Raw genomic sequence first — 26688 nt, 5'->3', positions numbered from 1 at the left:
ACAAGCTACGCCTGCGGGGTCTCAGCCTTTCCTCTATCTCCCGCAGGAGTCGAGCGTCTTCCGCTCCATTCCACAAGTTTTAAAAAATAGAATGCAATTATAAACAAATCAATAAAAGAAAAATAAAAAGACCCGAATTAGCAGGTGAAAGATACATCAAAATATCACCTAATTGTTCGGGTTTTTCACTAACTGAAATACTTATGTCCCAGCCTCTTTCTAAAAGTTTGGGTTGGATCTTCATTATCGTTTCACTCTATTCATTGAAAATAAATAATAGACGGTACTACCAAGTAGTAAAACTGCTCCATAGAATAGACTAGGGGTGTATGGAGCCTTTGCTTCACCCATGACATTCTGTTCATTCAGAAGCTGATTAATTGATTGTTTGGTTTCTCCTATACGCAGAAGCTGTTGACTTGTTTGGAGAATGAAGTCATCGTGAAGCATGTCAGAAGTTAAATAAATATCACCAATTAAATCTCCTTGCCGATTATGTAAATCTATTTTTACACTCTTCCCATGCAGTTCATTTAAGGACTCAACATGGTCAACAGTTTTTAGTGGAGTAGAATTTACATAATAGGTAGGCACTAGGTGATACAAATTTAGCACTTCATTAAAAACCGGAAACACCTCTTTTTTTTGATCAGTTGAAATAAGTTTAGGCTCTTCAGTATTCGTATTTAGCTGTTTTTTTATTGCAGTTAGTTGTTGAAATAAGGAGGGCTGCTCTAATGAAGTAACATGATGATAGAGCTTTGATACTTCACCATCAGACAAGCCGATGTAAGAAAAGAAATTTGATAATCCAGCTAAATCCTCAGCATGTTCAATATAATAGGAAACAGCATGATTGAGATCTTCGATAAACGTGTATTCCTCAACTTGGTCTCCAACCTGGTGTAAAAGCTTCTCTAAATCAGGCTTAGTTAACTGATATTCATTTAATAATTCGGTAATGTTTGCTTCATTTATAGGCTCTCCTTCAAGTGGTGTAGCGTAACTATAGTGCGGAAGCATAAACAAAATTGAGAGTAAGAGTACACATGATGTGAATTTCAAAACAACTACTCCATTCCATTTTATTGATTCCTTGGTATTATTTGTAGAATGAAGAAATTCATGTATAAGTTATGTGAGTTGTAATGCTTTTTCAGGTTGTCCAGCTTTTTTAGCTAGCTTCCGTAACTTCTCATTTACATAATGTTTATCCAATGAAAGTAGGCTCTCCTGGTTAATACCTTCTGTAATATATTGAGCAAACGTCCATACATCTTTTTTTATGGCAGCATCATTATTAGATGCTATAAGAGTAAGTGCTTGAATGATGGAGGATATGATTGAAATATCATCCTTTCCATAATGACGAATTTGATAAAAGGTTTTATATAAATACTCCATAAAATCTGGTTGCTCCATAATAATACGCAAGCTTCGGTTCTCATCATTTATAAATGCTTTTGGTAGATGCTTGGTAGAAATTTTAGCAAGTATTTTCCCTATTTGTGAAATGCAGTTAATCGCTGTATTAGGATCATTGAGAGCAGGTGAAACTGCTCGTAATGCAATTTCCACAAGCTTGGTAAGGCCAAATTCTAAGTCTTGAATTGTTGTTCTCTCTAGTCCTAATGAGACAAAACGTAAATAATCAGGATGGATTTGCTTATCCTCCATCTTCCAGATCGAGAGAATGGGAGACTCCGTATCAATAAATTCTCCGACCCTTATTTCAACACGAACAATCGTGTTATCGAGTGTTGCTTGTTGCAGTAAACCTTTTTTGTCAATTGTTTGAAGGTAGCCAGATCGCTTAGGGAAAACCTGATGCGGAGTGGAATGGAGGATTTCGTCATACTCCCAGTCCTCCCAAGGGGCATCAGGATGAGTATCTTTTTTATCAATAAAGTGTTTTTGAATAATTTGTAGCGCATTTGTTGTTATATCAAAAATGAGATTGCTTACTTGAATCCATCTGGAGACATGATGGATAAAGAAGACAAAAAAGATGAGACAGATTAGAGCATAAATGACAGCAAGGGTTGGCATGATGAAAAGCTGATGAACCTTTGTTTCCCTTGTCAGTAATAAGAGAATAACTGAATAGATAAAACCACCAACAAAAACGGCCAGTACTCTTTGTGTAGGTGGATCAGTTATAAAATTTTGAAGTGTTCTAGGTGAAAATTGTGTTAAAAAGGTAGTAAGTACAATCATAATAGAGGAAAAAGTAATCGTAGTCATCGTTAACAAGGCAGTCGCAATGGAACTAAGAACGGTTAGGGCTAGGTCAATATCGGCTAAAAATATGATTGGGATATATTCATAAAGACTAGGATGATGTGCAATGAAATTGTCTAAGTAATAGCTTAAAATGGCTAGAATTATTGAAACAAAACCATAAATAAAAGGGATTAGCCATATGCTGTCGCGAATGATAAACCATATTTTTGAAATTTTCATAAATATTACCACCAAATTCCAGTTAATTTCATGTAAAATATAGAAGGGCAATCATACATAGCTTCTACGAAATCTTGTCAAATTATTAAAAAAGCTGTAATATTTGGGAACTTTTTTATTTTTAATTCGTATTACATAGAGGAACAGGGGGTGATCAACATACTAGAACTCTATTGGGGATGCTTGATTACTGGAATTATATTTACGCTTTTAACGGTTATATTTGATGACTTCCTCGGAAACATGATGGAAGGGATCCTAGATGCACTAACCTTTGATTTACCTGGATTTTTTAACACTACAGTATTAATGAGTGCACTAACATCATTAGGTGGAGCAGGTATTTTACTAACACTCTATACATCCTTTTCACCGGTTATTGTTTTTATTCTTGCACTTTGTTGTGGCTTCGTTTTAAGTGTCCTTTTTTATTTGTTTTATGTAAAACCAATGGAAAATACGGAAAATTCAATTGGTTTTTCAGTTCAGGATTTTGTTGGAATGGTAGGTGAAGTCACCGTTCCCATCCCAGAGAAAGGGTATGGCGAAATTGTCCTTTCTATTGGAGGTGGTTCCTCCAATCAAATTGCAGCTAGCTTCGATGAGATTGGGATTCCCTCTGGTTCAAAAGCATTAGTGATCGAGATTAAGGATGGCACATTACTGGTGTCACCTTATGATTTATTAAATTAAAAGGGGTGTTTTGTTAATGTTAGAGCCGTATTTAGTTATACCAATTGTTGTGATTGGGGTATTTTTAGTATTGGGGATTGCCTTTTGGGCCCGTTACAAAACGGTAAGTTCAGATGAAGCTATGATTGTCACTGGTTCTTTTTTAGGAAGTAAAAATGTACTATCCGATGAATCAGGTAGAAAAATAAAGATTGTCAGGGGTGGCGGAGCATTTATTCTTCCAATCTTCCAACAGGCAGAATTTATTTCTTTACTATCTCATAAGCTTGACGTCACTACACCAGAGGTCTATACAGAACAAGGTGTACCTGTTATGGCTGATGGGGTAGCAATCATTAAAATCGGTGGAACTGTTGAAGAAATTGCGACAGCAGCTGAACAATTTTTAGGAAAGCCAATTGAGGATTTAAGAAGTGAGGCACAAGAAGTATTAGAAGGTCATTTGAGAGCAATTTTAGGTTCAATGACAGTAGAAGAGGTATACCGAAATCGTGACCGTTTTGCTCAAGAGGTACAAGGTAGTGCTGCAAAGGATTTAAAGAAAATGGGTCTTCAGATTGTCTCATTCACGATAAAAGATGTTCGTGATAAGCATGGTTACTTGGATGCGCTTGGACGTCCTCGAATTGCAGCAGTTAAGCGAGATGCTGAAATTGCTGAAGCAGAAGCGATTAGAGACTCTCGTATTAAAAAAGCTGTAGCAGAAGAAGAGGGGCAGCGTGCAGAATTATTACGTGATACTGCGATTGCTGAAGCTTCAAAAGATAACCAATTAAAGGTAGCGGCCTATAAACGTGAGCAGGATACAGCTAAGGCGGAAGCTGACCAAGCCTATAAAATTGCTGAAGCACGTTCTCAACAACAGGCTGTCGAAGAAAGTATGAAAGTAGAAATTGTACGAAAAGAACGAGAAATCGATCTTCAAGATAAAGAAATATTACGTCGTGAGAAGCAATATGATGCTGAGGTTAAGAAAAAAGCGGAAGCAGACCGTTTCTCAGTGGAACAGGCTGCAGAGGCAGAAAAGACGAAAAGAATGCGTGAAGCTGATGCAATTAAGTATAAAATTGAAGCAGAAGCGAAAGCATCAGCAGAAGCAGAGCGTGCACAAGGTAGTGCAAAAGCAGAGGTTATTCGTCTACAAGGTTTAGCAGAAGCAGAAGCAAAAGAAAAGCTAGCTGAAGCCTATAAGAACTATGGTGAAGCTGCCATCCTCGATATCTTAGCGAAGATGCTTCCAGAACTTGCTGAGAAGATTGCTCAACCACTTGGCAATATCGATAAAATTACCGTGGTCGATACAGGAAACGGTGAAGGCGCGAACCGTGTAACTAACTATGTAACGCAGTTAATGGCAACAGCACCAGAAATGGTGAAGGATGTATCTGGCCTAGACTTAATTGATATTATTAACAATATTACGAAAAAATCTCCTGATTCAAGTAAAGGACAGACAAAGATTTTACCTGCTAAAACAGAAGATCATTAAAATGAGAAAGGTGGCCAAAGCATTTAATTGCTTGGCTACTTTTTTTTATATTAAGAATTTATATTATTTAAAAATAGCCTGAAGAGACCAAAGGAGGTTTACCCTTTTCTCTCTTCAGACTATTTACTAAGACATTCTAAGTCCGTGTTTCCCTTCTATGAACCCTCGATTAATTGCTTGTACTCATTCGATAGTCTTTGAAACGATGTGTAATCTCGATGTTCTAAAGCATAGTCAATTTCAATTAGTAATTTTTCGATTCTTGCTTTAATTAGAATCTCATCTAATAACATTTGTACATATATATTGACGTTTTCTGGTGTAATTTCTTTAGTTTGATCCTTGGCTTTGTGGATATCTGAGTATGAAGGTCTTTCTTTCATAACACTCACTCCCAATAGTCTCTTACAAGAGACTTAGATTTTTTGAAGCCCCAGGTAATGATGTGGGATATTATATGTATTCGAGTTTTTATCAGAATATTCATTTAATTTTAAAAATAAATTGAAATTGAATAAAAATAAGGGATTCGGATAATCTGAGCATTAAAAGGAAAATCTAATAAGGGAGGTGTTTCATACATGAAGGAAAGATATCCAGGGGTTGGAAAAGAGAATGAAATTCCATTGGGAACTCCATTGAATCCTCAGATGACAGTAACGGCTGCATTCGATCACTTTAGTGGTTCTAATATGGGAGATTCTGTTGACGAGCATATTGCAGTCGAAGAAGGCAATGAATACCTCGCTGAAAAGGAAATTATGCAAGTGTATAATAACTCATAATTGTGTATAAAAAAGTGGTTTCCCTTATGGGAATCACTTTTTTATAGCTTTCAGCCCTGTTGCTAAAAGGGGAGTAGTATAAGAGTAACTGATTTATAGTTTTTTCTTTAAACATAGTTTTTTTGTAAAAATAATTAGAATTTTTAGATATAATGCTTTAAATTTGGTGAATTTTGTCTTATTATGGAATCAAGACAATGAAAGGAGCAAATAAATGAACAAACAAATCTTAACTGAATATGAAATTAGTCCCTACACTATGGCGATTTTACCTGAGGTAACCGAAAAGGGAGTGCATTCTTTAGTAAAAGAAATGGACGCGGAGTATCTCGTGAAAATGAAGCCGATTGACATTATTGATCGAAGTTGTCGCTTTTTTGGAAGTAGCCTTAAAGGTAGGCGTGAAGGCACGAAAGACATTATGGGTATCACTCATAAAGCCCCGATTGTTATTGATCCTTCGAATTATATTTATTTCTTCCCTACATTATCTCCTAACCGCCAGCAATGTTCCTGGATTTCCCACTCTTTTGTTCAAAGTATCCAATCTACTCACTATGATGAAACCATCCTTACTTTCTCAAATAGAGAGGAAATTATTCTATCGATCTCCAAAGGCTCTCTTGAAAATCAACTGTATCGTACTGCACAGCTAAAAACCACTTTATCAAGTAGAATAACCCCTGATCAACGAAAAACGTCTTTTCTTACCTCTCCCTATTTTAGAAGAAGTGAAGTTCGGTAAATCTAAGCCCTTGTTTGCAATAAGTATTTCTCCATAAGGGATTGAACATTATTTCGAATCCTTGGATTGAAGTAATTATGGTGCTCTTCGTAGCCTTTATAAACAAATAGAAAAGAGGTGAAAGTATCATCACGAGTAAGCTGCTCGGCTTTCATCTTTTTTTTCTTCATTTCATGCTTTAACATCGCTAAATCACGTTGGATATGATTCATTGACTCTTCAATACAGCGGATATATGGCTGCTTTAGCTTAAATGGTGCTTTCTCAATAATTGATAAATCACGTTGGAAAACAGTCAATGCCATTGGTAAAAAGAGCGATTGCTCAAGAACGGAGCGATCTTCCTCAGGTATACGTGTCATGTCTTACTCACCTCTTTTTTTAGAACGTGTGTTCGTGTTATAATCATAATGAATGAATAGTAAAAAATCAAGTGTAAAATATTGTAGGTATTAAAGGAGAATCACTCCTAGCATCGAAATACAATTATAAAACGAGAAAAGGATGTGGCAACTTCATTATGAGCGAAAAAAGAGGAATTCAATCAGCAGATCTATATAAACTTAAATCAGTTAATAATCCATTATTTTCACCAAATGGGGATCAATTTGTATTTGTTCAAACGGAAACAAATGAAGAAGATCACAAGTATTATTCTCATCTGTTTGTAGGAGACAAGAGTGGTGACCCAATTCGTCAATTTACATATGGGAAAAATAGAGATACACAGCCTTCCTGGTCACCAGATGGACAGAAAATTGCCTTCCTTTCTAATCGCGCAGAGAAAAATGAATTATTTATTATGAGTGTAAATGGTGGGGAACCGCGTCAATTGACCAAATCTGCTAACGGGATTAACCAGTTTTCTTGGTCACCTGATGGGAAAAGCCTTCTGGTTGCATTAACTTTGGGTGAGGGAGACTTAGAGGTAAGCAAGAGGAAGACAGAGGATCAAAAAGAATTAGAGCCACTTGTTGTAGAGAGGTTGTTTTATAAATCGGATGCTAGCGGGTTCTTAAGTCATAAATACTCTCAAGTCGCACTTGTAGATGCTGAAACGGGTGAAATTAAAGTACTTACTGATGGGAAGTACGATTATTCAATTGGCGCTGTTTCTCCAGATGGCTCACAAATTGCCATATTTTCAAATCCATCTGATGAAGCTGATTATGAATTAACATCAGATCTTTATATTTATCATGTTAAGGACAAGACGTTAGATAAAGTTACAAATGGAGGTAGCTTTAGCCAGGCAAGTTGGTCACCTGATGGGGAAATCTTATCTTTTATTGGACATGAGCAGGAATTCAAATCAGCCACTCTATCTAAAATTTGGTTATATCATGTTCAAGCAAATGAGATTACTTGTCTGACAAAGGAATGGGATGTTCAAGTTGGTGATGTTGCCATTGGAGACTTTCATTCTGGTAGTGTATCAAGGGGACTAGTTTGGACTGAGGATAGTCAAGGTTTTTACTTTTTGGCAAGTGATCAGGGGAGCACCGCAGTATACTACGGAAATGTTGAGGGGCTAGTCTATCCAGTAATTTTAGGAGATCAGCATGTTTATTCGTTTACTGTTGATGTTCATACACATCGTGCTGTTGTAGCTATTAGCACTCCAACACACCCAGGTGATTTGTTTATCATTGATTTAAATACAGGTGAGAAAAAGCAACTGACGTTTGTTAATGATGAGTTCTTAAACGAAATTGAGTTAGCTTCAGCTGAAGCTATAACTTTTAAAGCAGAGGATGGTTGGGATATCCATGGCTGGATAATGAAGCCGGTCGGTTTTAAAGAAGGTGCGAAGGTTCCACTAGTTGTTGAAATTCATGGTGGTCCCCATGCTATGTATGCAAACACCTATTTCCACGAGTTCCAGGTGCATGCTGCAAAGGGATATGCCGTGCTATTTACCAATCCAAGAGGAAGTGATGGATACGGTCAGACCTTTGTTGATGCTGTACGCGGTGATTATGGTGGGAAAGATTATCTAGATATTATGTCTGCAGTAGATTATGTATTAGCAGAGTATGATTTTATTGATGAGACTCGCTTAGGAGTAACTGGAGGAAGCTATGGAGGATTTATGACCAACTGGATTGTCGGCCATACCAATCGCTTCAAAGCCGCAGTAACTCAGCGCAGTATTTCCAATTGGATTAGCTTTTACGGAGTAAGTGATATTGGCTATTTCTTTGCTGAGTGGGAGGTACTTCGTGGTGAATCCTTTGATTATGATCGATTATGGGATTGTTCTCCATTAAAGTATGCAAATAATATTAAAACACCATTATTAATTTTACACGGTGAAAAAGACTATCGTTGTCCGGTCGAACAGGCAGAGCAGCTCTATATCACGCTAAAGCATCAAAAGAAACCAACAAAGCTTGTTCGTTTCCCGGAATCCAATCATGAATTATCAAGAAGTGGAAATCCTAAGCTTCGCATTCATCGCCTTGACCACATCGCTGGTTGGTTTGATGAATATTTGTAAAGAGTAAGAAGACGTATAAGTCTAATAAGACTCCATATTATAAGACCTCGTGCTTGTAATATGGAGCTTTTATCCACACTTATATTTCTTCTTTTCTTTTTGTTCACAGCAATATTGTGTACAATAAGAGTAAGCTATTTATTGAACGTTTTAATACATACTCTAGGAGAATTAATTAATGGAAATGGATTCGTTACAGCAATTTTGGTTATTCATACAAGAGTATTTCACTTTAGAAAATATAGAAGAGTTAATGGAAGAATACCGAGATTTAGGTCCCCTACCTGGGATTTTTCTCCCAATGCTAGAGGCTATTCTACCTTTTCTTCCTTTGGTTGTATTTGTAGTGGGGAATGCGGCTGCTTTTGGACTGTGGTTAGGATTCCTATATTCATGGCTTGGTACGAGTCTAGGTGCAATTATCGTATTCTTAGTCATTAGAAGGTTAGGACAAAAGCGGATCTTTCGGTTTTTAAGTAGGAATAGACAGGTGAAGAAATTGATGGATTGGGTAGAGAGGCACGGGTTTGGGCCACTTTTTCTCCTTCTTTGTTTCCCGTTTTCTCCTTCAGCTATCATTAATGTGGTAGCCGCTTTATCACGTGTTAGTATTGCACAGTTCATTTTAGCGGTTTTAACAGGGAAAATGGTAATGGTCTTTATCATTAGTTTTATTGGCTATGATCTTAAATCTCTTATTGAGCAACCAATTAGAACCGCAATTGTAGCCCTGGTCATTTTTATTTTATGGTTGATAGGGAAGCGAGTAGAAATATATTTAAATAATAAAGAAGAAAAAATGCGTGGAAGGGAGTAGGTAGGGAGAATTTCCAGATTTAGCGGCTTCGGTATTGTAAAACCCCTGTCAGGTAGACTGGAAAGTAATTCGACGTTACAATCCATTTCAACATATAGCGATTTCCTTTGAAACCCGTAATAGGGTTTTTTCTTATGGGAAAAAACAACCTAGTAACCTTTATATATTGTGATAAAATAGAAATAAAATCCAATTAACTTATAGGGTGTGATGATGTGGCTTCCTCTTTTATACTTCAAACTAAGTTAACACCTCCTAGTATTAAAGATGATATTTTGCGAAGGCCCTCCTTAACAAAGAAACTTCAACTCATTTTCAACTCGCCTTTAACGATTGTTCAATCGGGTCCTGGATATGGCAAGAGTACAGCTGTTGCTACTTTTTTAGCTGATTCTAGACGAACCTACTGTTGGTATAGTCTATCAAGCTATGAAGATGAACTGATTCCTTTCTTAACTTATTTTATTTCGGCCATTCAAGGAAAGTATTCGAATTTTGGGGAAGAATTGCTGCAATATTTAACTAAAATGACCCGTTACGCCCGTGATGAGGAGATTCGAAGCTTTAGTGCCATGCTAGTTAATGAAATGATTTCAATAGATAGTGAGATTGTCCTGATCATTGATGATTTTCATCTTGTTCAACATTCTAGTCAAATTGAGGAATGGATTCTTTGGTTTTTAGAGAACATGCCCTCTACCCTTAGACTTGTTTTACTTAGTAGGAACCGTCCGCAATGGCCAATTATTAGTAATTTAAAGCTAAAGGGTTCATTACTAGAAATAACTGAAAATGATTTGATGTTTTCCAAAGAAGATATAGAAGCCTGGTTTACAGATGTATATAGTCTTGATTTCTCTGAGAATGAAATTGGACAAATCTATCAACTAACAGAGGGATGGATTATTGCCTTACAAATGGTGATTCAGCAGCTTAATCATCACCGAGATTTATCAAAGCTTTTACAAAATAAATATGGATCGATGGAAGATTTGTTTCAATTTTTAGCAATGGAAGTTTTAGTGAAACAGACACCGATGGTTCAGCAATTCCTTGAACAAACCTGTATTTTTGAAGAGCTAACCCCTTCTATTTGTGATGACGTACTTGGAATCTCAGGATCAAAGGAGATGCTTGAATTATTACTCCAAAAAAATCTATTCCTACAACAAATCGGACAGGATCAATATCGTTACCATGCCTTGTTTAAGGAGTTTTTAGAGCAACAGCTAAGTCTACAGAAATCTAAATTTACTCAACTCCATAAACGTGCGTCTCATTATTATCGAAAGCGGAACCAGTTAGAATTAGCGATTTATCATTTAGAACAAATTGATGAGTACGAAGAGATTGCCTATTTACTAAATGAGTTTGGAGAAACATTAATTCAGCACGGCAAACTTGATAGTTTACTAGAGAGGCTTCGGAGGATTTCCGATGAACAAAAGCAACTGTTTTATCACTTGCATTTTTTGGAGGGAGAAGTGCTTCGATATCAATGTTTATATCGAGAGGCAGAAAATCATTATCATCAAGCGGCCCTTCTTGCCAATCAAGCTGGTGATATAAAGGGCGAGTGTCAAGCATTACAAGGTCATGCTTATATTTACTTAGATACGATTTCACCAGGAAAAGCAGACCGATTACTTCAACGTTCTATTGATATCATGGAACAAAATGAAAACGCTTTATCAAGCGAGAAGGCAAAGGTTTATCTGTTAATGGCAGAAAACTTAATTAACGCTGGGCAAGCGAGAAAGGCAGAAAAATGGTTTCAAAAAGCGTTGGAAAATTATCAACTAGATGATGTTGGAAACTTAGAGGCACGTCTAAAACTACGTACAGGTAATTTGTACGAAGCGAAAAGAATCTTGCAAAGTAAGAAGAATTTTGATTTGCAAACTTCTAATCATATTGATCATACACATTTGCAACAGTCCCACCGAGAAACAAATTTACTGTTAGCTTTAATTGAGTGTTTTGTTGGAAAGCCGGAACAGGCGAAGGAGTTAGCCGAAACAGGAATACAAGAAGGAATCCGGTATAAAGCACCATTTGTGGAAGCTTGCGGTTGGATTAGAATGGGTCATGCCGTGCAATTGATTGACCGTTATGATCCATCTCTAGCCAAAAAATGTTATGACACTGCACTAGAGATGATGGATGATTTACGAGTATCTAGGGGGAAGGCCGAGCCGTTAATGGGTTTATGTATGCTGTACGGAAGAGACGGTGCCTTTGAAAAAGCAATGGAATTTGGCAAGAGAGCACTGAGTGAAACAGATGAAGTAAACGACCTTTGGCTTTCTGCCTGTATACAGCTTTGTATATCAGTCACTTGTCTTCATGCTGAGCGGTTTGAGGAAGCGGAGGAATGGCTCAACAAAGCACATGACCAGTTTGATTTTTGTGGTGATCAATACGGGATTTGCTTGACGTTTTTATGGAAGTCTTTTCTTTACTTTCAATTAGAAAAAGAGACGAAATTCCAAGAATCATTCACTAGCTTTTTAAACTATGTTCAAATTGGTAGCTATGAATTTATTTTTTCCAGTCGTACGAACTTTGGGCCAAAAGATTTACAATCGATGACGCCACTTCTGATTGAGGCCCAGGTTAAAGGGATTCAACGGCAATATGTGACATCCCTTTTAAATGAGCTAGGATATCATGATGTGGAAAGTCATCCAGGCTATACGTTAAGAATTCAGTCACTTGGAAGATTCCGAGTGTGGATCGGGGATAAAGAGGTTCGTGAACGAGATTGGCAGCGTGTCAAGGCAAGGGAGCTGTTTGAGATTTTCATTACGAAGCGACATAGCTACCTCCAGAAGGAAAACATTTTTTCACTAGTCTGGCCAGATACAGATGAGAAAGCAGCCATTCGTGATTTTAAGGTTGCCTTTAACGCCTTAAATACAGCCATTGAACCTAATCGAAAAGCAAGATCAAATCCCTTCTTTTTTAACCGGGATGGTCAATCATATGGGTTAAACCCAAAAGCTAGTATTTATTTGGATGCGGATGAATTTGAGCGTTGGATTAGAGCAGGTCTTAAGGAAAGAGACAATGAAAAAGCATTAAGCTTCTTAACAAAGGGGCTAGAGCTCTATGATGGTGATTATTTACCAGAGCGACGTTATGAGGATTGGTGTATCTCGGAAAGAGAAAGATTATTAGTCTATTATTTGCGGGGAGCAGAAAAAATGGCCCAGCTGTCTGTTCAAACCTCGAATTACGAGGAAGCAATCCATTGGTGTGAAAATATTTTATCCAAGGATCGAACCTGGGAAGAGGCTTATCGTCTCATTATGTTCTGTTTCTATCAGAAGAATAACCGCCCTCAAGCGATTAAATGGTACAAAAAATGCCGCGACTGCCTCCAAGAAGAACTAGGTGTTGAGCCAATGGAACCCACGAAACAAATGTATGACATGATTACGAAGATGCAATAGGTCGGGTGAAGGAGGCCTGCAGGATGCAGGTCAGACAGGCGTTGCAACAGGACGTTGCGCACTTAGCCTGTCATCCATTAAAACGCTTCCGCTTTTCGGTTTTGTCTAGCTACAGCGCCTAGGCCCTCGAGGTCAAATAACCCTCTGTCATATAAAAGGGAAAGAGCACCCTTTTTTATGCCAGAGGAACATTTGCTTGTCGGAGGCCTGCAGGATGCAGGTCAGACAGGCGTTGCAACAGGACGTTGCGCACTTAGCCTGTCATCCATTAAAACGCTTCCGCTTTTCGGTTTTGTAACTCATTTGTAACTACTACCTAATACATTATTGTTAACGTTTCCAAACGTAATGGAGATGTAACGAAAAGGGGGAAATTATATGGGTCATAAGAAATGGTACGGGTTTTATTCGTTAATGCTAGCATTTCTTCTTGTCTTGTCTGCTTGTAGTGGTGGTAGTACTGGTACGACTTCTAGTGAGGGAAGTGGATCGGAGTCAGAAGAAAGTACTGAAAGTGAAGAAAGTACTGCTGGTGAAGAGACTGCTGAAAAGCCAACAATTAAAATTGGTGTGCTTGCTTCGATGACAGGTGCACTTGAAGCATATGGTAAACAAACGGTTCAAGGTTTTGAGCTTGGTTTAGATTATGCAACTGATGGAACAGGCGAAATAAATGGTCAGAAAATCGAATTTATTGTTGAAGATACGGAAACAAAGCCAGAGGTTGCAATTCAAAAGGCTACTAAGCTTTTAGAAGAGGATGAAGTAGATTTCTTAGTGGGTTCTTCTAGCTCTGGTGATACATTAGCGGTTCTTCCTTTAGCAGAGGATTACGAGACAGTAATGGTAGTAGAACCTGCTGTAGCAGATAGTATTACTGGGTCTGAATGGAATAAATATGTGTTTAGAACAGCTCGTAACTCTTCACAGGATGCCGTTGCAGGCGCAGCTGCTATTGCAGGTGAAGGTGTGAAAATTGCAACTCTTGCACCAGATTCATCTTTTGGTCAAGACGGAATTGCAGCATTTAGTGAAGCAGCAAAGGAATTAGGTGCTGAAATCGTCCATGAGGAATTTGCTGATCCAGCTGCAACAGACTTTACATCAAATATTCAGAAAATCATTGAAGCAGATCCTGATTATTTATTTGTAGTTTGGGCGGGAGCTAACTCTCCATGGAACCAAATTTCTGATATGAAGGTTCAAGAAAAGGGTATTAAAATTTCTACAGGTGCTCCTGATATCGCAGCTCTTTCTACAATGAATGCACTAGTTGGGATGGAAGGATTCACTGTTTACTATCATACTTTACCACAAAACGATATAAACAATTGGTTAGTGGAAGAGCATAAGAAACGTTTCGATGGTGCCGTACCTGATTTATTCACTCCAGGTGGTATGAGTGCAGCACTTGCGATTGTTGAGGCGATTAAGCAAACAGACGGAAATACAGATGCAGATACCTTAATTTCTGCAATGGAAGGTATGAGCTTTGAAACACCTAAGGGTAAGATGACATTTAGAGCAGAGGATCATCAAGCACTTCAAACTCTATATGCAGTCAAACTTGAAAAGGTTGATGGAGTAGATTACCCAGTTCCTGTCTTAATCAGAGAGCTTAGCCCAGAAGAAACAGCTCCACCTGTTCGTAATAAGTAAAAGAAAATTGGTAAGGAACTTATGGTTTAATACCTTAAGTTCCTTTTCACTCTAAATAGGTAGGTGAACCAGTATGGAAAAAATAATTGAGACCAAAGATTTAACCATTTCGTTTGGAGGGCATGTTGCGGTTGATGAAGTGAATTTTTCAGTCCCATCCAACCACTTTAAATCCATCATCGGCCCAAATGGTGCCGGAAAAACGACCTTTTTTAATTTATTAAGTGGTCAACTTGCACCAACAAAGGGTGAAGTGTTTTTCAAGGGAGAGAATATCACGAAGCTTTCTCCTACTGAAAGAGCAAGAAAAGGAATTGGTCGCTCATTCCAAATAACTAATGTTTTTCCTAATTTAACAGTACTAGAGAATGTTAGATTGGCTGTTCAGTCAAGAAAAGGAATACTTTATAACTTTTTTTCTCATTTTCAATCATTAAAGGGCCTTGAAGAGGAATCTTTTGAATTGTTGAGGAAGGTACTCCTAGAAAAGAAAGCTACTTCTTTAGCTAAAAATCTTGCTCATGGTGAGAAACGAAAGCTAGAAATCGCGATGCTTTTAGCATTAGATACTGAAATTATTTTACTAGATGAACCAACAGCGGGAATGTCGATTGAAGAAGTACCTGCCATACTAGATGTTATTCGCCAAATTAAAGAAGAGGCGAATAAAACAATTATTCTAATAGAACACAAAATGGATATGATTATGGATTTATCAGATTCTGTAACGGTTTTATTTAATGGTGGGTTATTAGCAGATGGCTCTCCGAAGGAAATTATGGAAAATGAGACAGTTCAAAAAGCTTATTTAGGGGGCTTACACGATGCTTCTTAAGGTTGAAAATATTGAAACATATATTGAGCAATATCACATCCTTCAGGGAATCTCTTTTGTGGCAAAAAAGGGAGAGGTTACCGTCCTATTAGGTAGGAATGGAGCCGGGAAAACAACCACTTTGAGATCAATCATGGGACTAAATCCTGCTTCAAAAGGTAAAATCCTTTTCAATGATCAAGAGATTCAAGGTTTACCAACGTACGAGATTGCCAAGCGTGGGATTGGTTATGTACCAGAGAATCAAGGGATTTTTAGTGGACTAACCGTTGAAGAAAATATGAAAGTAGCCATGCAAAATAGTAACAAGGAAACGTTAGAGAAGCTCGACTGGATTTTAACGCTTTTCCCAGATTTAAAGAAGTTTTGGAAGAAGGCTGGTGGCACTCTAAGCGGTGGACAAAAGCAAATGCTATCGATGGCAAGAGCATTTATTGGAAATAATGAATTGCTACTAATCGATGAACCGAGTAAAGGGTTAGCTCCAATAGTAGTTGAGGGTGTTATGAACGCCATTCAAGAGTTAAAAAAGGAAGCGACGATTATTTTAGTGGAGCAGAATTTTATGATGGCTAGTACAATCGGAGACCATTTTTATATTGTTGATGATGGAAGAACAGTTTTAGATGGGGATATGTCTTTATTAAAAGAGGATCAAGTCCTTCGTCAAAAATATTTAGGAATTGCCTAAGGTGGAGAGGAGGTCTAAAGATGGAAGTGTTATTAAACCTAGCAATTAACGGATTAGCAACGGGTATGTTAATTTTCTTATTAGCTGCAGGATTAACATTGATCTTTGGATTAATGGATGTGCTGAATTTTGCGCATGGAGGTCTGTTTGCATGGGGGGCTTATGCAGGGGCTTGGTCATACGCGGTAACGGATAATTTTTTAGTTGGGATTATAAGTGGAATTGTAGTGGGGCTGATTCTTGGATTTTTAATGGAACGGTTTATTATTCAGCCTGTGTATGGGAATCATGTCCAACAAATCTTAATAACACTTGGTGTAATGCTCGTGTTAAGTGAATTATTAAAGGTTGTATGGGGACCTAATCAATTAAGCTCAACTACACCTGATTGGTTATCGGGTAGCTGGGAGTGGGGCGGTGTCATTTTAATTAAATATCGTCTCTTCATTATTGTGGTAGGTGCTTTTGTATTTTTAGCGATTCATTTACTTTTAACAAAAACGAAGCTTGGTTTAATTGTCCGTGCGGGAGTAATGGATAAAGAAATGGTTCAAGCGCTAGGGGTCAATATTAAACGAGTATTTATGATTGTTTTCATGATTGGATCGGCAATGGCAGCTTTAGGTGGAGTATTACTCGGACCATATTCAGGTGTTATTTATGCAGAGATGGGATTAGAGTTTGGAATTCTGGCCTTCATTGTGGTTGTTATTGGAGGAATGGGGAATATTACGGGTTCTGTTTTAGCAGCCGTTTTAGTTGGATTATCTGGCTCTTTTATGGCGTATTACGTTCCTGAGCTTTCTTTAGCCGTTAATATGCTATTAATGGTAATTGTACTTATTTTTAGACCGCAGGGACTTTTCCAAATGAAGGGGTGAGAATAATGAATTTAGTTCAAAACAGCTTAAAGAAACCAATTTTATATTACAGTTTAGTGGGGATTTTTCTTCTACTATTTCCTTTTATAAATGATGAACGTCAGATGCTTATTTTGTTTACACAAATCTTTATCTTTGCCGTTTTAGCGATGAGCTATGACATCTTGCTTGGATTCACTGGGATTGTCTCGTTTGGACATGCGATGTTTTTTGGTATTGGAGCTTATTCGACAGGAATTATCCTTGACCGTTTAGAGGCATCTTATCTTTCTCTAGCGATTGGAATCATAGCCGGGATAATTATAGCAGCAATTGTAAGCTTAATTGTTGGGGTTTTATCATTACGACTAAAAAGTCATTTCTATGCAATGCTTACGCTAGCATTTGCTGGATTGTTTTTAGTAGGAGCTCAAAAATGGAGATCATTAACCGGTGGAAATGATGGATTTACTTTTAGAATACCGGATGCTTTAAAGGAACGTGAGGTTTTATATTTTACAACTCTATTATTAATGATTCTTGTATTCTTTGCATTAAAAAGGTTTACAAATTCTCCAGTTGGAAAAGTTCTTCAGGCAATTAGAGAAAATGAATCGAGAACAGAGTCGTTAGGTTATAGAATTCTCCATTATAAGGTTTTTGCTAGTGTGGTAGCTGGAATTATTGCAAGTATTGCAGGCTCTTTTTATGTGTTAACTCTTCGCTTTGTTAACACGTCTGTTTTTACAATGGATATTACCTTAGATGCACTTCTCATGACAATTATTGGTGGAGTAGGGACATTAATTGGAGCGATTATCGGTGCAGGGTTAATTGAATTTGCACACCACTGGCTAACCGATTTAGCAAAGGTTCACTGGATTTTTGAAAGATGGATTATCTTCTTTGGAATTATCTATATTTTAGCGGTTATGTTCTTTCCAAAAGGTATTGTTGGAACCTTGAAGGATTGGTTTATGAATCGTAAAAAGGTAGAAAAAGTGACAAACACTGAGCAAAAAGTTGATGTCACAAGGTAGGGCCGTGAATATGGAGGATGTTCAGCAAATTACTTCTTTTGTGATTAGATGCAACTGTATTGAGGTTCAGGAATTAACAGGTAAAAAGCTTTGGCGAATAAAAATCAAGCATGTACAGGGAGAAGAAGAAATATCCGTTCAAAGTCTTGATGATATGTTGATGTACATGAAGCGGGTTTTAGGAGAGTGACGGTCATGATGACAATTGGTATTCGAAGTATTGGCATGTATATACCTGATACAGTAATGAGTAGTGGTGAGCTTGCTCGGAAATCAGGTATTCCACAGGAGGTCATTGAACAGAAGTTAGGGATTAAGCAAAAACCGATTCCTGGACCGGATGATCATACCTGTCATATGGGTGTTTTAGCTGCTAGGCAGGCTATTGAAAGAGCAGGTATTGACCCTTTAGAGATTGATTTAGTCATCTACATTGGGGAAGAGCATAAGGAATATCCACTTTGGACGGCAGGTATTAAATTGCAGCAAGAGGTGGGAGCCTTAAATGCTTGGGCTTATGACGTGGCCTTAAGATGTAGCACAACGGTTATGGCCTTGAAGGTAGCCAAGGATATGATGATTGCCGATCCATCTGTAAAAACTGTGTTATTAGCAGGTGGTTATCGAAATGTGGATTTCATAGATTATGAGAATCCTAGAACTCGGTTTATGTATAATTTATCAGCAGGCGGCGGGGCAATGATTCTTCAAAAAGGCTATGAACGCAATGTACTATTGGAGAGCCATATCATGACCGATGGAAGTTTCTCTGAAGACGTTGTCGTGGTGGCAGGTGGAACGAAGGAGCCCATCTCAATCCAAGCCATTCAAGAAAAGCGTAATCAATTAGATGTTATTGATCCAGAAGGAATGAAGCAGCGTCTAGAAGAAAAATCTATGCAAAATTTCCTAAAGGTCATCCGCAAATCTCTCGAAAAGAGCAACGCGACCGAACAGGATATTGATTATATCGGAATTCTCCATATGAAAAAATCCGCCCATGATTATGTATTACGCGAATTAGGATTAACTCAAGACCAGTCAATCTACCTTGAAGACTACGGCCATATGGGCCAGTTTGACCAAATTCTATCCCTAGAACTAGCCGAACGCCAAGGGGAAATCAAGAACGGTGACCTAATCGTACTAGTCAGTGCAGGCATTGGCTACGCATGGGGAGCCACAACCATACGCTGGGGAAGCTAAACACTTTCATACATTAACGCATTGGGGGCCAGGCCCCCAATGCGTTAATGTGATAAAGGACAGTGAAAAGACTAAGCAGAAATAAAAGAAATAAAGAAAGATCGACTAAAAGGGAGGAAAATCGGCATGAGTATCCAATTAAAGACTATAAGGCTATCTAATAATGAAACTTACGGGTATCGAATTCGTGAGGGTGGGGAGAAGAAGCTACTTTTACTTCATGGAAATATGACTTCTTCTAAGCATTGGGACATCTTTATGGAAGCGTTACCGGAAGAGTTCCATGTGACTGCTTTGGATCTTAGAGGTTTTGGTCTTTCAACTTATCAATTCCCTATTACAAGCATTAAGGATTTTTCAGATGATGTTAAGTTGTTTGTAGATGCACTTGGGATGAAGGACTTCTCATTAATGGGTTGGTCAACAGGTGGAGCAATCGCTATGCAATTTGAAGCGGATTATCCTGGATATGCGAAGGAGCTTATTTTACTAGCTTCGGCATCTACAAGAGGTTATCCGTTTTATGGAGTAGATTCGTTGGGACAAATTGATTTAAACCAGCGGTACCAATCACTGGATGAAATCAAACAAGACCCGGTTCGTTCCATTCCGATCCAAAGAGCATATGACGATAAAGACCGAGTGTTTCTTAAAGCCGTCTGGAATGCAGTCATTTACAATGTGAACCAGCCATCTCCAGAAAAGTACGAAGAATATGTTGATGATATGCTAACCCAACGAAACTTAGTAGATGTTTACCATGCTTTAAATACTTTTAATATTAGTAGGACTCATAATGGTTTAACGGAGGGTACTAGTTTAGTAGACCGAATTCAGATTCCTACCCTAGTTTTGAGCGGTGAACGTGACTTAGTCGTTACCCGATCAATGACTGATGAAATAATAGCTGATTTAGATAGCAATTATGTGACATCCATTGTGCTAAAAAATTGTGGGCATTCCGCTCCAATTGATGATTTAGAACAGCTAGTGAATACAGTTACAAGCTTTTTAAACAAAAGAGTGGGGGAAATACAATGAGACTAGAAAATAAGGTAGCCATCATAACAGGAGCGGCTAATGGGATTGGCCTAGAAGCAGCAAGACTATTCGCTAAAGAAGGTGCTCGCGTTGTTCTGGCTGATTACGATGAAGCTGTAGGAGCTAAAAGAGCAGAAGAACTTCGTGCAGAGGGAAGCGATGCATTATTTGTGCAGGTAAATGTAGCGGACCGAAACAGTGTTGATTCAATGGTTAATACGACTATTGAAGCTTATGGTCGCATAGATATTTTAATAAATAATGCAGGTATTACAAGAGATGCCATGTTAACGAAGATGTCGACTGAGGATTTTCAACGTGTACTAGATGTAAATCTCACAGGGGTTTTCCAATGTACTCAAGCAGTGGTGCCACATATGATTGAACAAGGTAGTGGAAAGATTGTTGTCACTTCTTCCGTATCTGGAGTTTATGGGAACGTTGGTCAAACCAATTATGCGGCTACAAAAGCCGGTGTCATCGGTATGGTGAAAACCTGGGCGAAGGAGCTTGGTCGAAAGGGAATCAATGTAAACGCTGTCGCACCAGGATTTACTGAAACAAATATGGTTGCGGCCGTACCAGATAAAGTAATTCAACAAATGGTTGCCATGGTCCCATTACAAAGACTTGGAAAGCCTGCAGATATTGCAAAAGCCTATTTATACCTATCATCAAGTGACTCAGACTATGTAACAGGGACCGTCCTAAATGTAGACGGTGGCATCATGATGTAGCATATACTTTACCACTTTAAAGTGATGGGGGTCAGGCCCCCATCGCTTTAATGCGATAAAGAGAGGTTTTGAAAGAAGAAAATTTACAATTTATATAGTATGGGGGAATGAAGATGAGGAATGTTGTGATTACTTCGGCGGTTCGGTCTCCGATTGGGGATTTTGGTGGTGTGTTTAAGGATTTATTGCCAACTGATTTGATTGTTCCTGTTTTAAAGGAGGCGGTATCTAGAAGTGGGCTGTCTTCCAACGATGTAAATGAGGTTATTTTGGGCCATTGTATTCAGCGGACGGATGAGCCTAATACAGCTCGAACTGCGGCATTATTAGCGGGACTTTCTGATGAAACAACGGGTTATACGATTCAGCGTCAATGTGCCTCAGGTATGCAGGCGATTATTTCGGCAGCAATGCAAATTCAGACGGGCTTGTCTGATGTCGTTGTCGCAGGTGGTGTTGAGGTCATGAGCTCGAGCCCGTATGTGTTAAAACAGCATCGTTGGGGCTCGAGATTACAGCATAGTCAAGTAACGGATACGGTATGGGAAATCCTAGAGGATCCTATCCATAAGATGATGATGGGAGAGACTGCAGAAAATCTTGCAGATCTTCATCAAATTTCAAGAGAAGAACAGGACGAGGTTGCTTACCTAAGTCATCAGAGAGCGGTCAACGCAATTGAAAACGGGTATTTCGATAGCCAAATTGTTCCGATTACGGTTAAGTCCCGAAAAGGTGAAACGGTTATTACCAAAGATGAACATCCACGTGCACAGCTAACGAAAGAAGACTTAGCGAAGCTTAAGACCGTTTTCCGCAAAGATGGTACAGTAACAGCTGGTAATGCTTCTGGGTTAAACGACGGGGCATCTGCATTAGTATTAATGGATGAAGAAACTGCTAAAGCGAGAGGCCTGAAGCCTTTAGCTAAAATAGTTGGTTTCCAGGTGTCGGGTGTGGATCCTAAAGTAATGGGAAGAGGTCCTGTTCCTGCAGTTCAAAGAGGTTTAGAGCGAGTTGGCTGGACCATTCAAGATGCGGAGCTAATTGAAGTAAATGAGGCTTTTGCCGCTCAATACTTAGCGGTTGAAAAAGAGCTAGGATTAAACCGCGATATTGTCAATGTGAATGGAAGTGGTATTAGTCTAGGTCACCCTGTAGGTTGCACTGGTGCCCGTATTGTCACAAGTCTTGTTCATGAGCTTGGCCGTAGAGAGCTAACAAAAGGAATTGCCTCACTATGTGTAGGTGGCGGAATGGGTGCGGCAGTGTTTTTAGAAAGAGTATAATAAGTGAATTTCCGTTGAGTAGCCAGCAAAAGGCTGCTCTATTTTTTTGTCTGTTGGAATGTGAAAAAATGTATAATCGTTGATAAATCCTTGGTTTTCGTTGATAAAGTGAATGGTTTCGTTGTTAAAGCGGGAAAATCGTTGATTAACTAAAAAAGTTGTCCATTAAATCTAAAAAAGTGTAAATAAAAATCCTCTTAAGTTAAAAATCTATCATCCAATCACTACAGATTTCAGTCAAATCGGCCCTAAGAAGCTCCATTTCACCTCAATAGTCCCTTCTTTTCTCCGAAAACAATGAATAAAAGCCTTCCAAACTAAAAACACTAAACGAAACAATATGAGACGTCTATCCTAGGAGGCAATATGAGCACTATTTCTTACATTAAGAATTTATTCTCCGATCCCGATATAGCATCCATTACACCTACCTCAAAATATGGTGTGAAAAGCATTTGTAACAGAATTGACTTTAATAAAAGAAATGTCATTATTGAGTACGGACCTGGGACTGGAGTATTTACTAACTACCTTCAATCTAAGCTAACTTCGGATTCGAAAATCATTTTAATTGAGAAGAATAAAAATTTTGTCTCCATCCTAAAGAGAGCATTTCAGGAGAATCCTAATATTTTTATATATCATGAAAGTGCTGAAAGTGTTAATGACATCTTATTAGAAACTCAAGAACAAAAGGCTGATTACATTCTCTCGGGTATTCCATTTTCCTTTTTTGACGATCAGCTACGTTCACAGATTGTTGGAACTACCTACACAGTCTTAAAACAAGGGGGAAGATTCCTTCCGTATCAAACCTTCTTTCAAAAGGATGAACACTTAAAAGAATACTTATTAAACTATTTTGAAGAGGTAGAGGATCAATACTTCTTACGTAATCTGCCACCTATGCGTACATACTGTGCTACTAAAAAGGCAATTCTTCATTAACTTTCTCAGCATGTAACTCATTTGCAACTAGTTATTCTTATGATAGTGCATATAAAGTTACAAAAGGGGAGAGTACATGTGAGATGGGATCTAGATTGGATTGAGAAGCGCTCACAATTAACACCCGATCGTATTGCGGTTGTTGATGGAGAAACAAATCAACGTTGGAATTTTTATCAACTAAACCAGCGTGCTCATATATTAGCGTGTTATCTTGAGGAACAAGGTATAAAAAAAGGGGATCGTGTGGCCATTATTTGCCCCAATCACATAAGTTATTTTGATTTTATTTTTGCGTGTATGAAGCTTGGAGCAATCTTTGTGCCTTTAAATTGGCGTCTGTCCGCAAATGAGATTCAAACCATAGTAGATGATTGTGAGCCGGAATTGATAGCTTATCATTCTCGATTTCAACAAATACTTCCAGGTCTCAAGAAACAAGTACAGATTGATGTTCATCAATATGATGAAATTTTTAATCAAGCTCGTATTTATGATGCCAAGCAGGTTTTATCCGAGGAAGATCCATTAACCATTATTTATACAGGTGGGACTACGGGGAAATCAAAAGGGGTAGTGTTGACACATTCTAATATTGGCTGGAATGCCCTTAATACAATCGTAAGTTGGGATCTTCGTGCCGATGATGTTACGTTAACATATTTACCGATGTTTCATACTGGTGGATTAAATGCGCTCACACTTCCTATTCTATTAATGGGTGGAACCGTGCTAATTGCTAATGACTTTGATGCGAAACAGGCGATTCATCTTATTGAAAAAGAAAAATGTACAATTTCGTTAATGGTTCCAACGATGTACCATCTAATTATTCAGGAAAAGGCTTTTCAGGATGCCTCATTTCAACATATGAAAACCTTTCTGTCTGGAGGAGCACCTTGCCCTCTACCGATTTATGAAGCTTTTGCCAAAAAAGGAATAGCTTTTAAAGAAGGCTATGGGTTAACAGAAGCAGGTCCTAATAATTTTTATATAGACCCAACTGAAGCAAGTAAGAAAAAAGGATCAATTGGGAAACCCATGATGTTTAATAAGGTTAAAGTGATGAAGGAAGACGGAGAACAAGCAGGCCCCCATGAGGTGGGAGAATTGCTATTATACGGAAACCATGTGTTCCAAAAGTATTGGAATAACCCTGTTGCGACTAAAGAAACGGTTCAAGATGGGTGGCTTCATACTGGCGATTTAGCGAAAATGGATGAGGATGGGTATTTCTATATTGTTGGCCGGAAAAAGGAAATGATTATTACAGGAGGAGAAAATGTTTATCCTCTTGAAGTGGAGCATTGTCTTCAAGATCATCCTTCTGTTTCCGAGGTGGCGGTAGTAGGGCTCCCCGACTCCAAATGGGGAGAGGCTGTAGCTGCGTTTGTTTCGGTTTTACCAAACAGCTATGTAACAGTGGAAGAGCTTAAAGAATACTGTCTAACGAAGCTAGGAAAATATAAGGTTCCTAAATTATTTTGGCTTATGACAGATTTACCGAAAACCCATGTTGGAAAAATTGATAAACGATTCTTAAAGGAAAATTACCAGGTTGATGTTGGATAAATTTTCTAGATAATTAACACTCCCTCCTTTAAAATAAAGGAGAAGGGAGCATTTGAGAATGGTACAGTTTACATTATTAAAAGGCGAACATGTTTACTTAGATCGATTAAAGCAAGAAGATGTACAAGTGATTGAGGAATGGTATAAGGAAGAAGAGTTTACTAGGAATATGGATGCAGTGTTGTCAATTCCAAAGCAACAAAAAGATATCCAAAACATGATTGACTTAAACTCTGAAAAGGATTTTCTTTTCGCCATTCGTGAGCATAGTACGAAACATATTGTCGGGATCGTTGGAATTGATGGAATTCTATGGAACCATCGAACTGCGTGGATTTCAATAGGAGTTGGTGGGGCAAGTAGAGGTAAGGGGTTTGGTAAAGAAGCATTGCAGCTAGCTTTGAAACTGGCTTTCCTTGAATTTAATTTGTATCGTCTTCAACTGACAGTATTTGATTATAATGAAAAGGCTAAAAGGCTATATGAACAGCTCGGCTTTGTTAAAGAGGGTACATACCGTTCTTTTCTAGAACGAGATCAAAAGCGACATGACATGCTATTATATGGTTTGTTGCGTGATGAATACCTGAAATAGATGAATAGTCAAAAAGGATTAACCAACGGATTGGTTGATCCTTTTTGCTGTTTAAGGTTTCCAAATAATTAAAAAGAAGATTAACACTCACTCTAAAATGGAGATCATATAGAATAGGAAATTTTCTTTATCATCCAAATATTTATCAATCCATAAAACAAAAGGAATAGTAGGACACCCTGAAACGATAACAATGACGTAAGGACTGAGCCAAAGCTTGCGCCCACCAATAATGTAAAGGAGTATAAAGCAATGGCACTACCTCGAGCACGCTGTTCAATCGTACCGATGATCGCAATGATAGTAGGAATTAAAATACTAGTGGCTGCAACTAACAGGACGGCAGAACACATAATTACAAAGTAAGAAGGAGCGACTAACATCGGAATTAGGCCACTAATTAGTACGAAAATTCCAATGTAAAAACTTCCCTTCAACCCAAACCTATCATTAATGAAGCCACCAAATAAAGACAGAACCGTTCCTAATAGGGCAATTGCTCTGAGCGTGAAAAGCTCATCAGCCGTATGATATGGTGAAAGGTACTGATTGAGCGTATCATAAAAGGAAAGAGGGGTTAGCAATAAACTAAATGTAATCAGATAGCATAAAAGTAAGTTTCTTGACTTTAAAAGCCTTGCAAATAACTTGATAGATTTTATTGGATGAAAGGATGGTTTTACTTCAGCTGTTTGTTGGGGTAAAAGCTTCAAAGATAAAATAAACACGGATAAGTATATAATGGAAAAGAAATAGAAAACATGTTCCCAACTATAATGAGCCGTAATACTTGCGCTAATTAGCTGTCCTAAGATGCCAGCCACTAAAAAGCCTGTATTAATTAAGCTTAAGATTAGAGCAAGATATTTTCCTTTATATAAGTCAAATGTATACGCAAACGCAATCGGAGCAAAGCTGCCACCAGCGAAGCCTTGTAAACCCCTTGTTAAAATGATCATGGTTTTTGAATCGGCAAAAGCAACTAGTAAGCTAGTAAGTGCAAAAATGAGCATCCCTATTATAAGGATCGGCTTTCGACCAATTGCATCAGACAAGCTACCAAATATTAATAATCCTACTGCATAACAAAGTGTAAAGGAAGTACTACCTAATGCAATAACTGATGTGGTGGTATTCAAATCTTGAGATAGTACATCATAAATGGGAATTAATGTATAGATATTGCTTGCAACGAAGACACCAGTAACGACAAGTAGTGCAGCAATGAGGCGGTTTGCAGAGCTCATTAGCTTAAAGCACCTCCTTTA

Annotated in this window: 25 protein-coding genes; 20 read left to right on the top strand and 5 right to left on the bottom strand. The window is 38.1% G+C overall.

Annotated elements, in window-relative coordinates; all coding sequences use genetic code 11:
• Positions 1–243 precede the first annotated feature (243 nt).
• Positions 244–1065, bottom strand: coding sequence for a processed acidic surface protein (locus M1D60_RS16610; RefSeq protein ID WP_456275950.1), 822 nt, complete (start codon positions 1063–1065; stop codon positions 244–246).
• A gap of 69 nt (positions 1066–1134) precedes the next feature.
• Positions 1135–2463, bottom strand: a complete 1329-nt coding sequence (locus tag M1D60_RS16605) for a DUF2254 domain-containing protein (protein ID WP_456275949.1) — start codon at positions 2461–2463, stop codon at positions 1135–1137.
• A gap of 150 nt (positions 2464–2613) precedes the next feature.
• Between M1D60_RS16605 and M1D60_RS16600 the strand changes: the two genes are divergently transcribed.
• Both M1D60_RS16600 and M1D60_RS16595 read left to right on the top strand, forming a co-directional pair.
• Positions 2614–3156, top strand: coding sequence for a protease (locus tag M1D60_RS16600; protein WP_456275948.1), 543 nt, complete (start codon positions 2614–2616; stop codon positions 3154–3156).
• A 16-nt stretch (positions 3157–3172) separates the two neighbouring features.
• Positions 3173–4645, top strand: coding sequence for a flotillin family protein (locus M1D60_RS16595; protein ID WP_456275947.1), 1473 nt, complete (start codon positions 3173–3175; stop codon positions 4643–4645).
• A gap of 155 nt (positions 4646–4800) precedes the next feature.
• Here the strand turns inward: M1D60_RS16595 and M1D60_RS16590 are convergent, their stop codons facing one another.
• Entirely contained in the window at positions 4801–5028 is a 228-nt protein-coding gene (locus M1D60_RS16590) for an IDEAL domain-containing protein (RefSeq protein WP_456275946.1), read from the bottom strand.
• A 198-nt stretch (positions 5029–5226) separates the two neighbouring features.
• Between M1D60_RS16590 and M1D60_RS16585 the strand changes: the two genes are divergently transcribed.
• Together M1D60_RS16585 and M1D60_RS16580 are read left to right on the top strand one after the other, a co-directional pair.
• On the top strand, positions 5227–5430 hold the full coding sequence (locus tag M1D60_RS16585) for a hypothetical protein (RefSeq protein ID WP_456275945.1): 204 nt from the start codon (positions 5227–5229) through the stop codon (positions 5428–5430).
• A 214-nt stretch (positions 5431–5644) separates the two neighbouring features.
• Positions 5645–6175 (top strand): competence protein ComK, encoded by a 531-nt coding sequence (locus M1D60_RS16580; protein WP_456275944.1) that lies wholly within the window; start codon positions 5645–5647, stop codon positions 6173–6175.
• A gap of 2 nt (positions 6176–6177) precedes the next feature.
• On the opposite strand, the gene M1D60_RS16575 is transcribed toward M1D60_RS16580, so the two are convergent.
• The gene (locus M1D60_RS16575) at positions 6178–6537 is read right to left on the bottom strand and encodes a hypothetical protein (protein WP_456275943.1); all 360 of its coding nucleotides are present in this window, start codon (positions 6535–6537) and stop codon (positions 6178–6180) included.
• A gap of 158 nt (positions 6538–6695) precedes the next feature.
• On the opposite strand from M1D60_RS16575, the gene M1D60_RS16570 reads away from it, so the two are divergent.
• The 16 genes from M1D60_RS16570 (at position 6696) to M1D60_RS16495 (ending at position 25420) form a co-directional block, all read left to right on the top strand.
• The gene (locus M1D60_RS16570; protein WP_456275942.1) at positions 6696–8675 is read left to right on the top strand and encodes a S9 family peptidase; all 1980 of its coding nucleotides are present in this window, start codon (positions 6696–6698) and stop codon (positions 8673–8675) included.
• A gap of 178 nt (positions 8676–8853) precedes the next feature.
• Positions 8854–9492, top strand: coding sequence for a TVP38/TMEM64 family protein (locus M1D60_RS16565; protein WP_456275941.1), 639 nt, complete (start codon positions 8854–8856; stop codon positions 9490–9492).
• 215 nt (positions 9493–9707) lie between these two features.
• Entirely contained in the window at positions 9708–12947 is a 3240-nt protein-coding gene (locus tag M1D60_RS16560) for a BTAD domain-containing putative transcriptional regulator (RefSeq protein ID WP_456275940.1), read from the top strand.
• 378 nt (positions 12948–13325) lie between these two features.
• Entirely contained in the window at positions 13326–14606 is a 1281-nt protein-coding gene (locus M1D60_RS16555; RefSeq protein ID WP_456275939.1) for a substrate-binding domain-containing protein, read from the top strand.
• 73 nt (positions 14607–14679) lie between these two features.
• On the top strand, positions 14680–15441 hold the full coding sequence (locus M1D60_RS16550; protein ID WP_456275938.1) for an ABC transporter ATP-binding protein: 762 nt from the start codon (positions 14680–14682) through the stop codon (positions 15439–15441).
• Positions 15431–16132 (top strand): ABC transporter ATP-binding protein, encoded by a 702-nt coding sequence (locus tag M1D60_RS16545; RefSeq protein ID WP_456275937.1) that lies wholly within the window; start codon positions 15431–15433, stop codon positions 16130–16132. The genes M1D60_RS16550 and M1D60_RS16545 overlap by 11 nt, the downstream gene beginning before the upstream one ends.
• A 20-nt stretch (positions 16133–16152) precedes the next feature.
• On the top strand, positions 16153–17013 hold the full coding sequence (locus M1D60_RS16540; protein WP_456275936.1) for a branched-chain amino acid ABC transporter permease: 861 nt from the start codon (positions 16153–16155) through the stop codon (positions 17011–17013).
• A gap of 5 nt (positions 17014–17018) precedes the next feature.
• Positions 17019–18032 carry a branched-chain amino acid ABC transporter permease gene (locus M1D60_RS16535; protein ID WP_456275935.1) on the top strand — a complete coding sequence of 338 codons (1014 nt, stop codon included), beginning with the start codon at positions 17019–17021 and terminating at the stop codon, positions 18030–18032.
• Between the two features lie 10 nt (positions 18033–18042).
• Positions 18043–18222, top strand: coding sequence for a hypothetical protein (locus M1D60_RS16530; protein WP_456275934.1), 180 nt, complete (start codon positions 18043–18045; stop codon positions 18220–18222).
• An 8-nt stretch (positions 18223–18230) separates the two neighbouring features.
• A complete protein-coding gene (locus M1D60_RS16525) occupies positions 18231–19238 on the top strand; it encodes a 3-oxoacyl-ACP synthase (RefSeq protein ID WP_456279469.1) in 1008 nt (335 codons plus the stop codon).
• 126 nt (positions 19239–19364) lie between these two features.
• Positions 19365–20279 (top strand): intracellular short-chain-length polyhydroxyalkanoate depolymerase, encoded by a 915-nt coding sequence (phaZ, locus tag M1D60_RS16520; protein WP_456275933.1) that lies wholly within the window; start codon positions 19365–19367, stop codon positions 20277–20279.
• On the top strand, positions 20276–21016 hold the full coding sequence (gene fabG / locus M1D60_RS16515) for a 3-oxoacyl-ACP reductase FabG (RefSeq protein ID WP_456275932.1): 741 nt from the start codon (positions 20276–20278) through the stop codon (positions 21014–21016). Before phaZ ends, fabG begins: the two co-directional genes overlap by 4 nt.
• 113 nt (positions 21017–21129) lie before the next feature.
• On the top strand, positions 21130–22305 hold the full coding sequence (locus tag M1D60_RS16510; protein ID WP_456275931.1) for a thiolase family protein: 1176 nt from the start codon (positions 21130–21132) through the stop codon (positions 22303–22305).
• 366 nt (positions 22306–22671) lie between these two features.
• Positions 22672–23253, top strand: a complete 582-nt coding sequence (locus M1D60_RS16505; protein ID WP_456275930.1) for a class I SAM-dependent methyltransferase — start codon at positions 22672–22674, stop codon at positions 23251–23253.
• A gap of 78 nt (positions 23254–23331) precedes the next feature.
• Positions 23332–24825, top strand: coding sequence for a class I adenylate-forming enzyme family protein (locus M1D60_RS16500; protein ID WP_456275929.1), 1494 nt, complete (start codon positions 23332–23334; stop codon positions 24823–24825).
• 58 nt (positions 24826–24883) lie between these two features.
• Positions 24884–25420 (top strand): GNAT family N-acetyltransferase, encoded by a 537-nt coding sequence (locus tag M1D60_RS16495; RefSeq protein ID WP_456275928.1) that lies wholly within the window; start codon positions 24884–24886, stop codon positions 25418–25420.
• A 104-nt stretch (positions 25421–25524) separates the two neighbouring features.
• On the opposite strand, the gene M1D60_RS16490 is transcribed toward M1D60_RS16495, so the two are convergent.
• Positions 25525–26667, bottom strand: coding sequence for an MFS transporter (locus M1D60_RS16490; RefSeq protein ID WP_456275927.1), 1143 nt, complete (start codon positions 26665–26667; stop codon positions 25525–25527).
• Positions 26668–26688 lie beyond the last annotated feature (21 nt).

This window comes from Bacillus sp. AK128 (assembly GCF_053903075.1).
The sequence above is the reverse complement of the archived record's forward strand: the minus strand, read 5'-3'. Positions and strand labels throughout refer to the sequence as shown.

Bases quoted from the DNA above. Each gene is read 5' to 3' on its own strand.
- M1D60_RS16535 (WP_456275935.1), top strand. From the start codon at position 17,019: ATGAATTTAGTTCAAAACAGCTTAAAGAAACCAATTTTATATTACAGT.
- M1D60_RS16545 (WP_456275937.1), top strand. From the start codon at position 15,431: ATGCTTCTTAAGGTTGAAAATATTGAAACATATATTGAGCAATATCAC.
- M1D60_RS16530 (WP_456275934.1), top strand. From the start codon at position 18,043: ATGGAGGATGTTCAGCAAATTACTTCTTTTGTGATTAGATGCAACTGT.
- phaZ (WP_456275933.1), top strand. From the start codon at position 19,365: ATGAGTATCCAATTAAAGACTATAAGGCTATCTAATAATGAAACTTAC.
- fabG (WP_456275932.1), top strand. From the start codon at position 20,276: ATGAGACTAGAAAATAAGGTAGCCATCATAACAGGAGCGGCTAATGGG.
- M1D60_RS16540 (WP_456275936.1), top strand. From the start codon at position 16,153: ATGGAAGTGTTATTAAACCTAGCAATTAACGGATTAGCAACGGGTATG.
- M1D60_RS16585 (WP_456275945.1), top strand. From the start codon at position 5,227: ATGAAGGAAAGATATCCAGGGGTTGGAAAAGAGAATGAAATTCCATTG.
- M1D60_RS16565 (WP_456275941.1), top strand. From the start codon at position 8,854: ATGGAAATGGATTCGTTACAGCAATTTTGGTTATTCATACAAGAGTAT.
- M1D60_RS16550 (WP_456275938.1), top strand. From the start codon at position 14,680: ATGGAAAAAATAATTGAGACCAAAGATTTAACCATTTCGTTTGGAGGG.
- M1D60_RS16495 (WP_456275928.1), top strand. From the start codon at position 24,884: ATGGTACAGTTTACATTATTAAAAGGCGAACATGTTTACTTAGATCGA.
- M1D60_RS16605 (WP_456275949.1), bottom strand. From the start codon at position 2,463: ATGAAAATTTCAAAAATATGGTTTATCATTCGCGACAGCATATGGCTA.
- M1D60_RS16510 (WP_456275931.1), top strand. From the start codon at position 21,130: ATGAGGAATGTTGTGATTACTTCGGCGGTTCGGTCTCCGATTGGGGAT.
- M1D60_RS16570 (WP_456275942.1), top strand. From the start codon at position 6,696: ATGAGCGAAAAAAGAGGAATTCAATCAGCAGATCTATATAAACTTAAA.
- M1D60_RS16555 (WP_456275939.1), top strand. From the start codon at position 13,326: ATGGGTCATAAGAAATGGTACGGGTTTTATTCGTTAATGCTAGCATTT.
- M1D60_RS16525 (WP_456279469.1), top strand. From the start codon at position 18,231: ATGACAATTGGTATTCGAAGTATTGGCATGTATATACCTGATACAGTA.
- M1D60_RS16580 (WP_456275944.1), top strand. From the start codon at position 5,645: ATGAACAAACAAATCTTAACTGAATATGAAATTAGTCCCTACACTATG.
- M1D60_RS16595 (WP_456275947.1), top strand. From the start codon at position 3,173: ATGTTAGAGCCGTATTTAGTTATACCAATTGTTGTGATTGGGGTATTT.
- M1D60_RS16505 (WP_456275930.1), top strand. From the start codon at position 22,672: ATGAGCACTATTTCTTACATTAAGAATTTATTCTCCGATCCCGATATA.
- M1D60_RS16490 (WP_456275927.1), bottom strand. From the start codon at position 26,667: ATGAGCTCTGCAAACCGCCTCATTGCTGCACTACTTGTCGTTACTGGT.
- M1D60_RS16590 (WP_456275946.1), bottom strand. From the start codon at position 5,028: ATGAAAGAAAGACCTTCATACTCAGATATCCACAAAGCCAAGGATCAA.
- M1D60_RS16575 (WP_456275943.1), bottom strand. From the start codon at position 6,537: ATGACACGTATACCTGAGGAAGATCGCTCCGTTCTTGAGCAATCGCTC.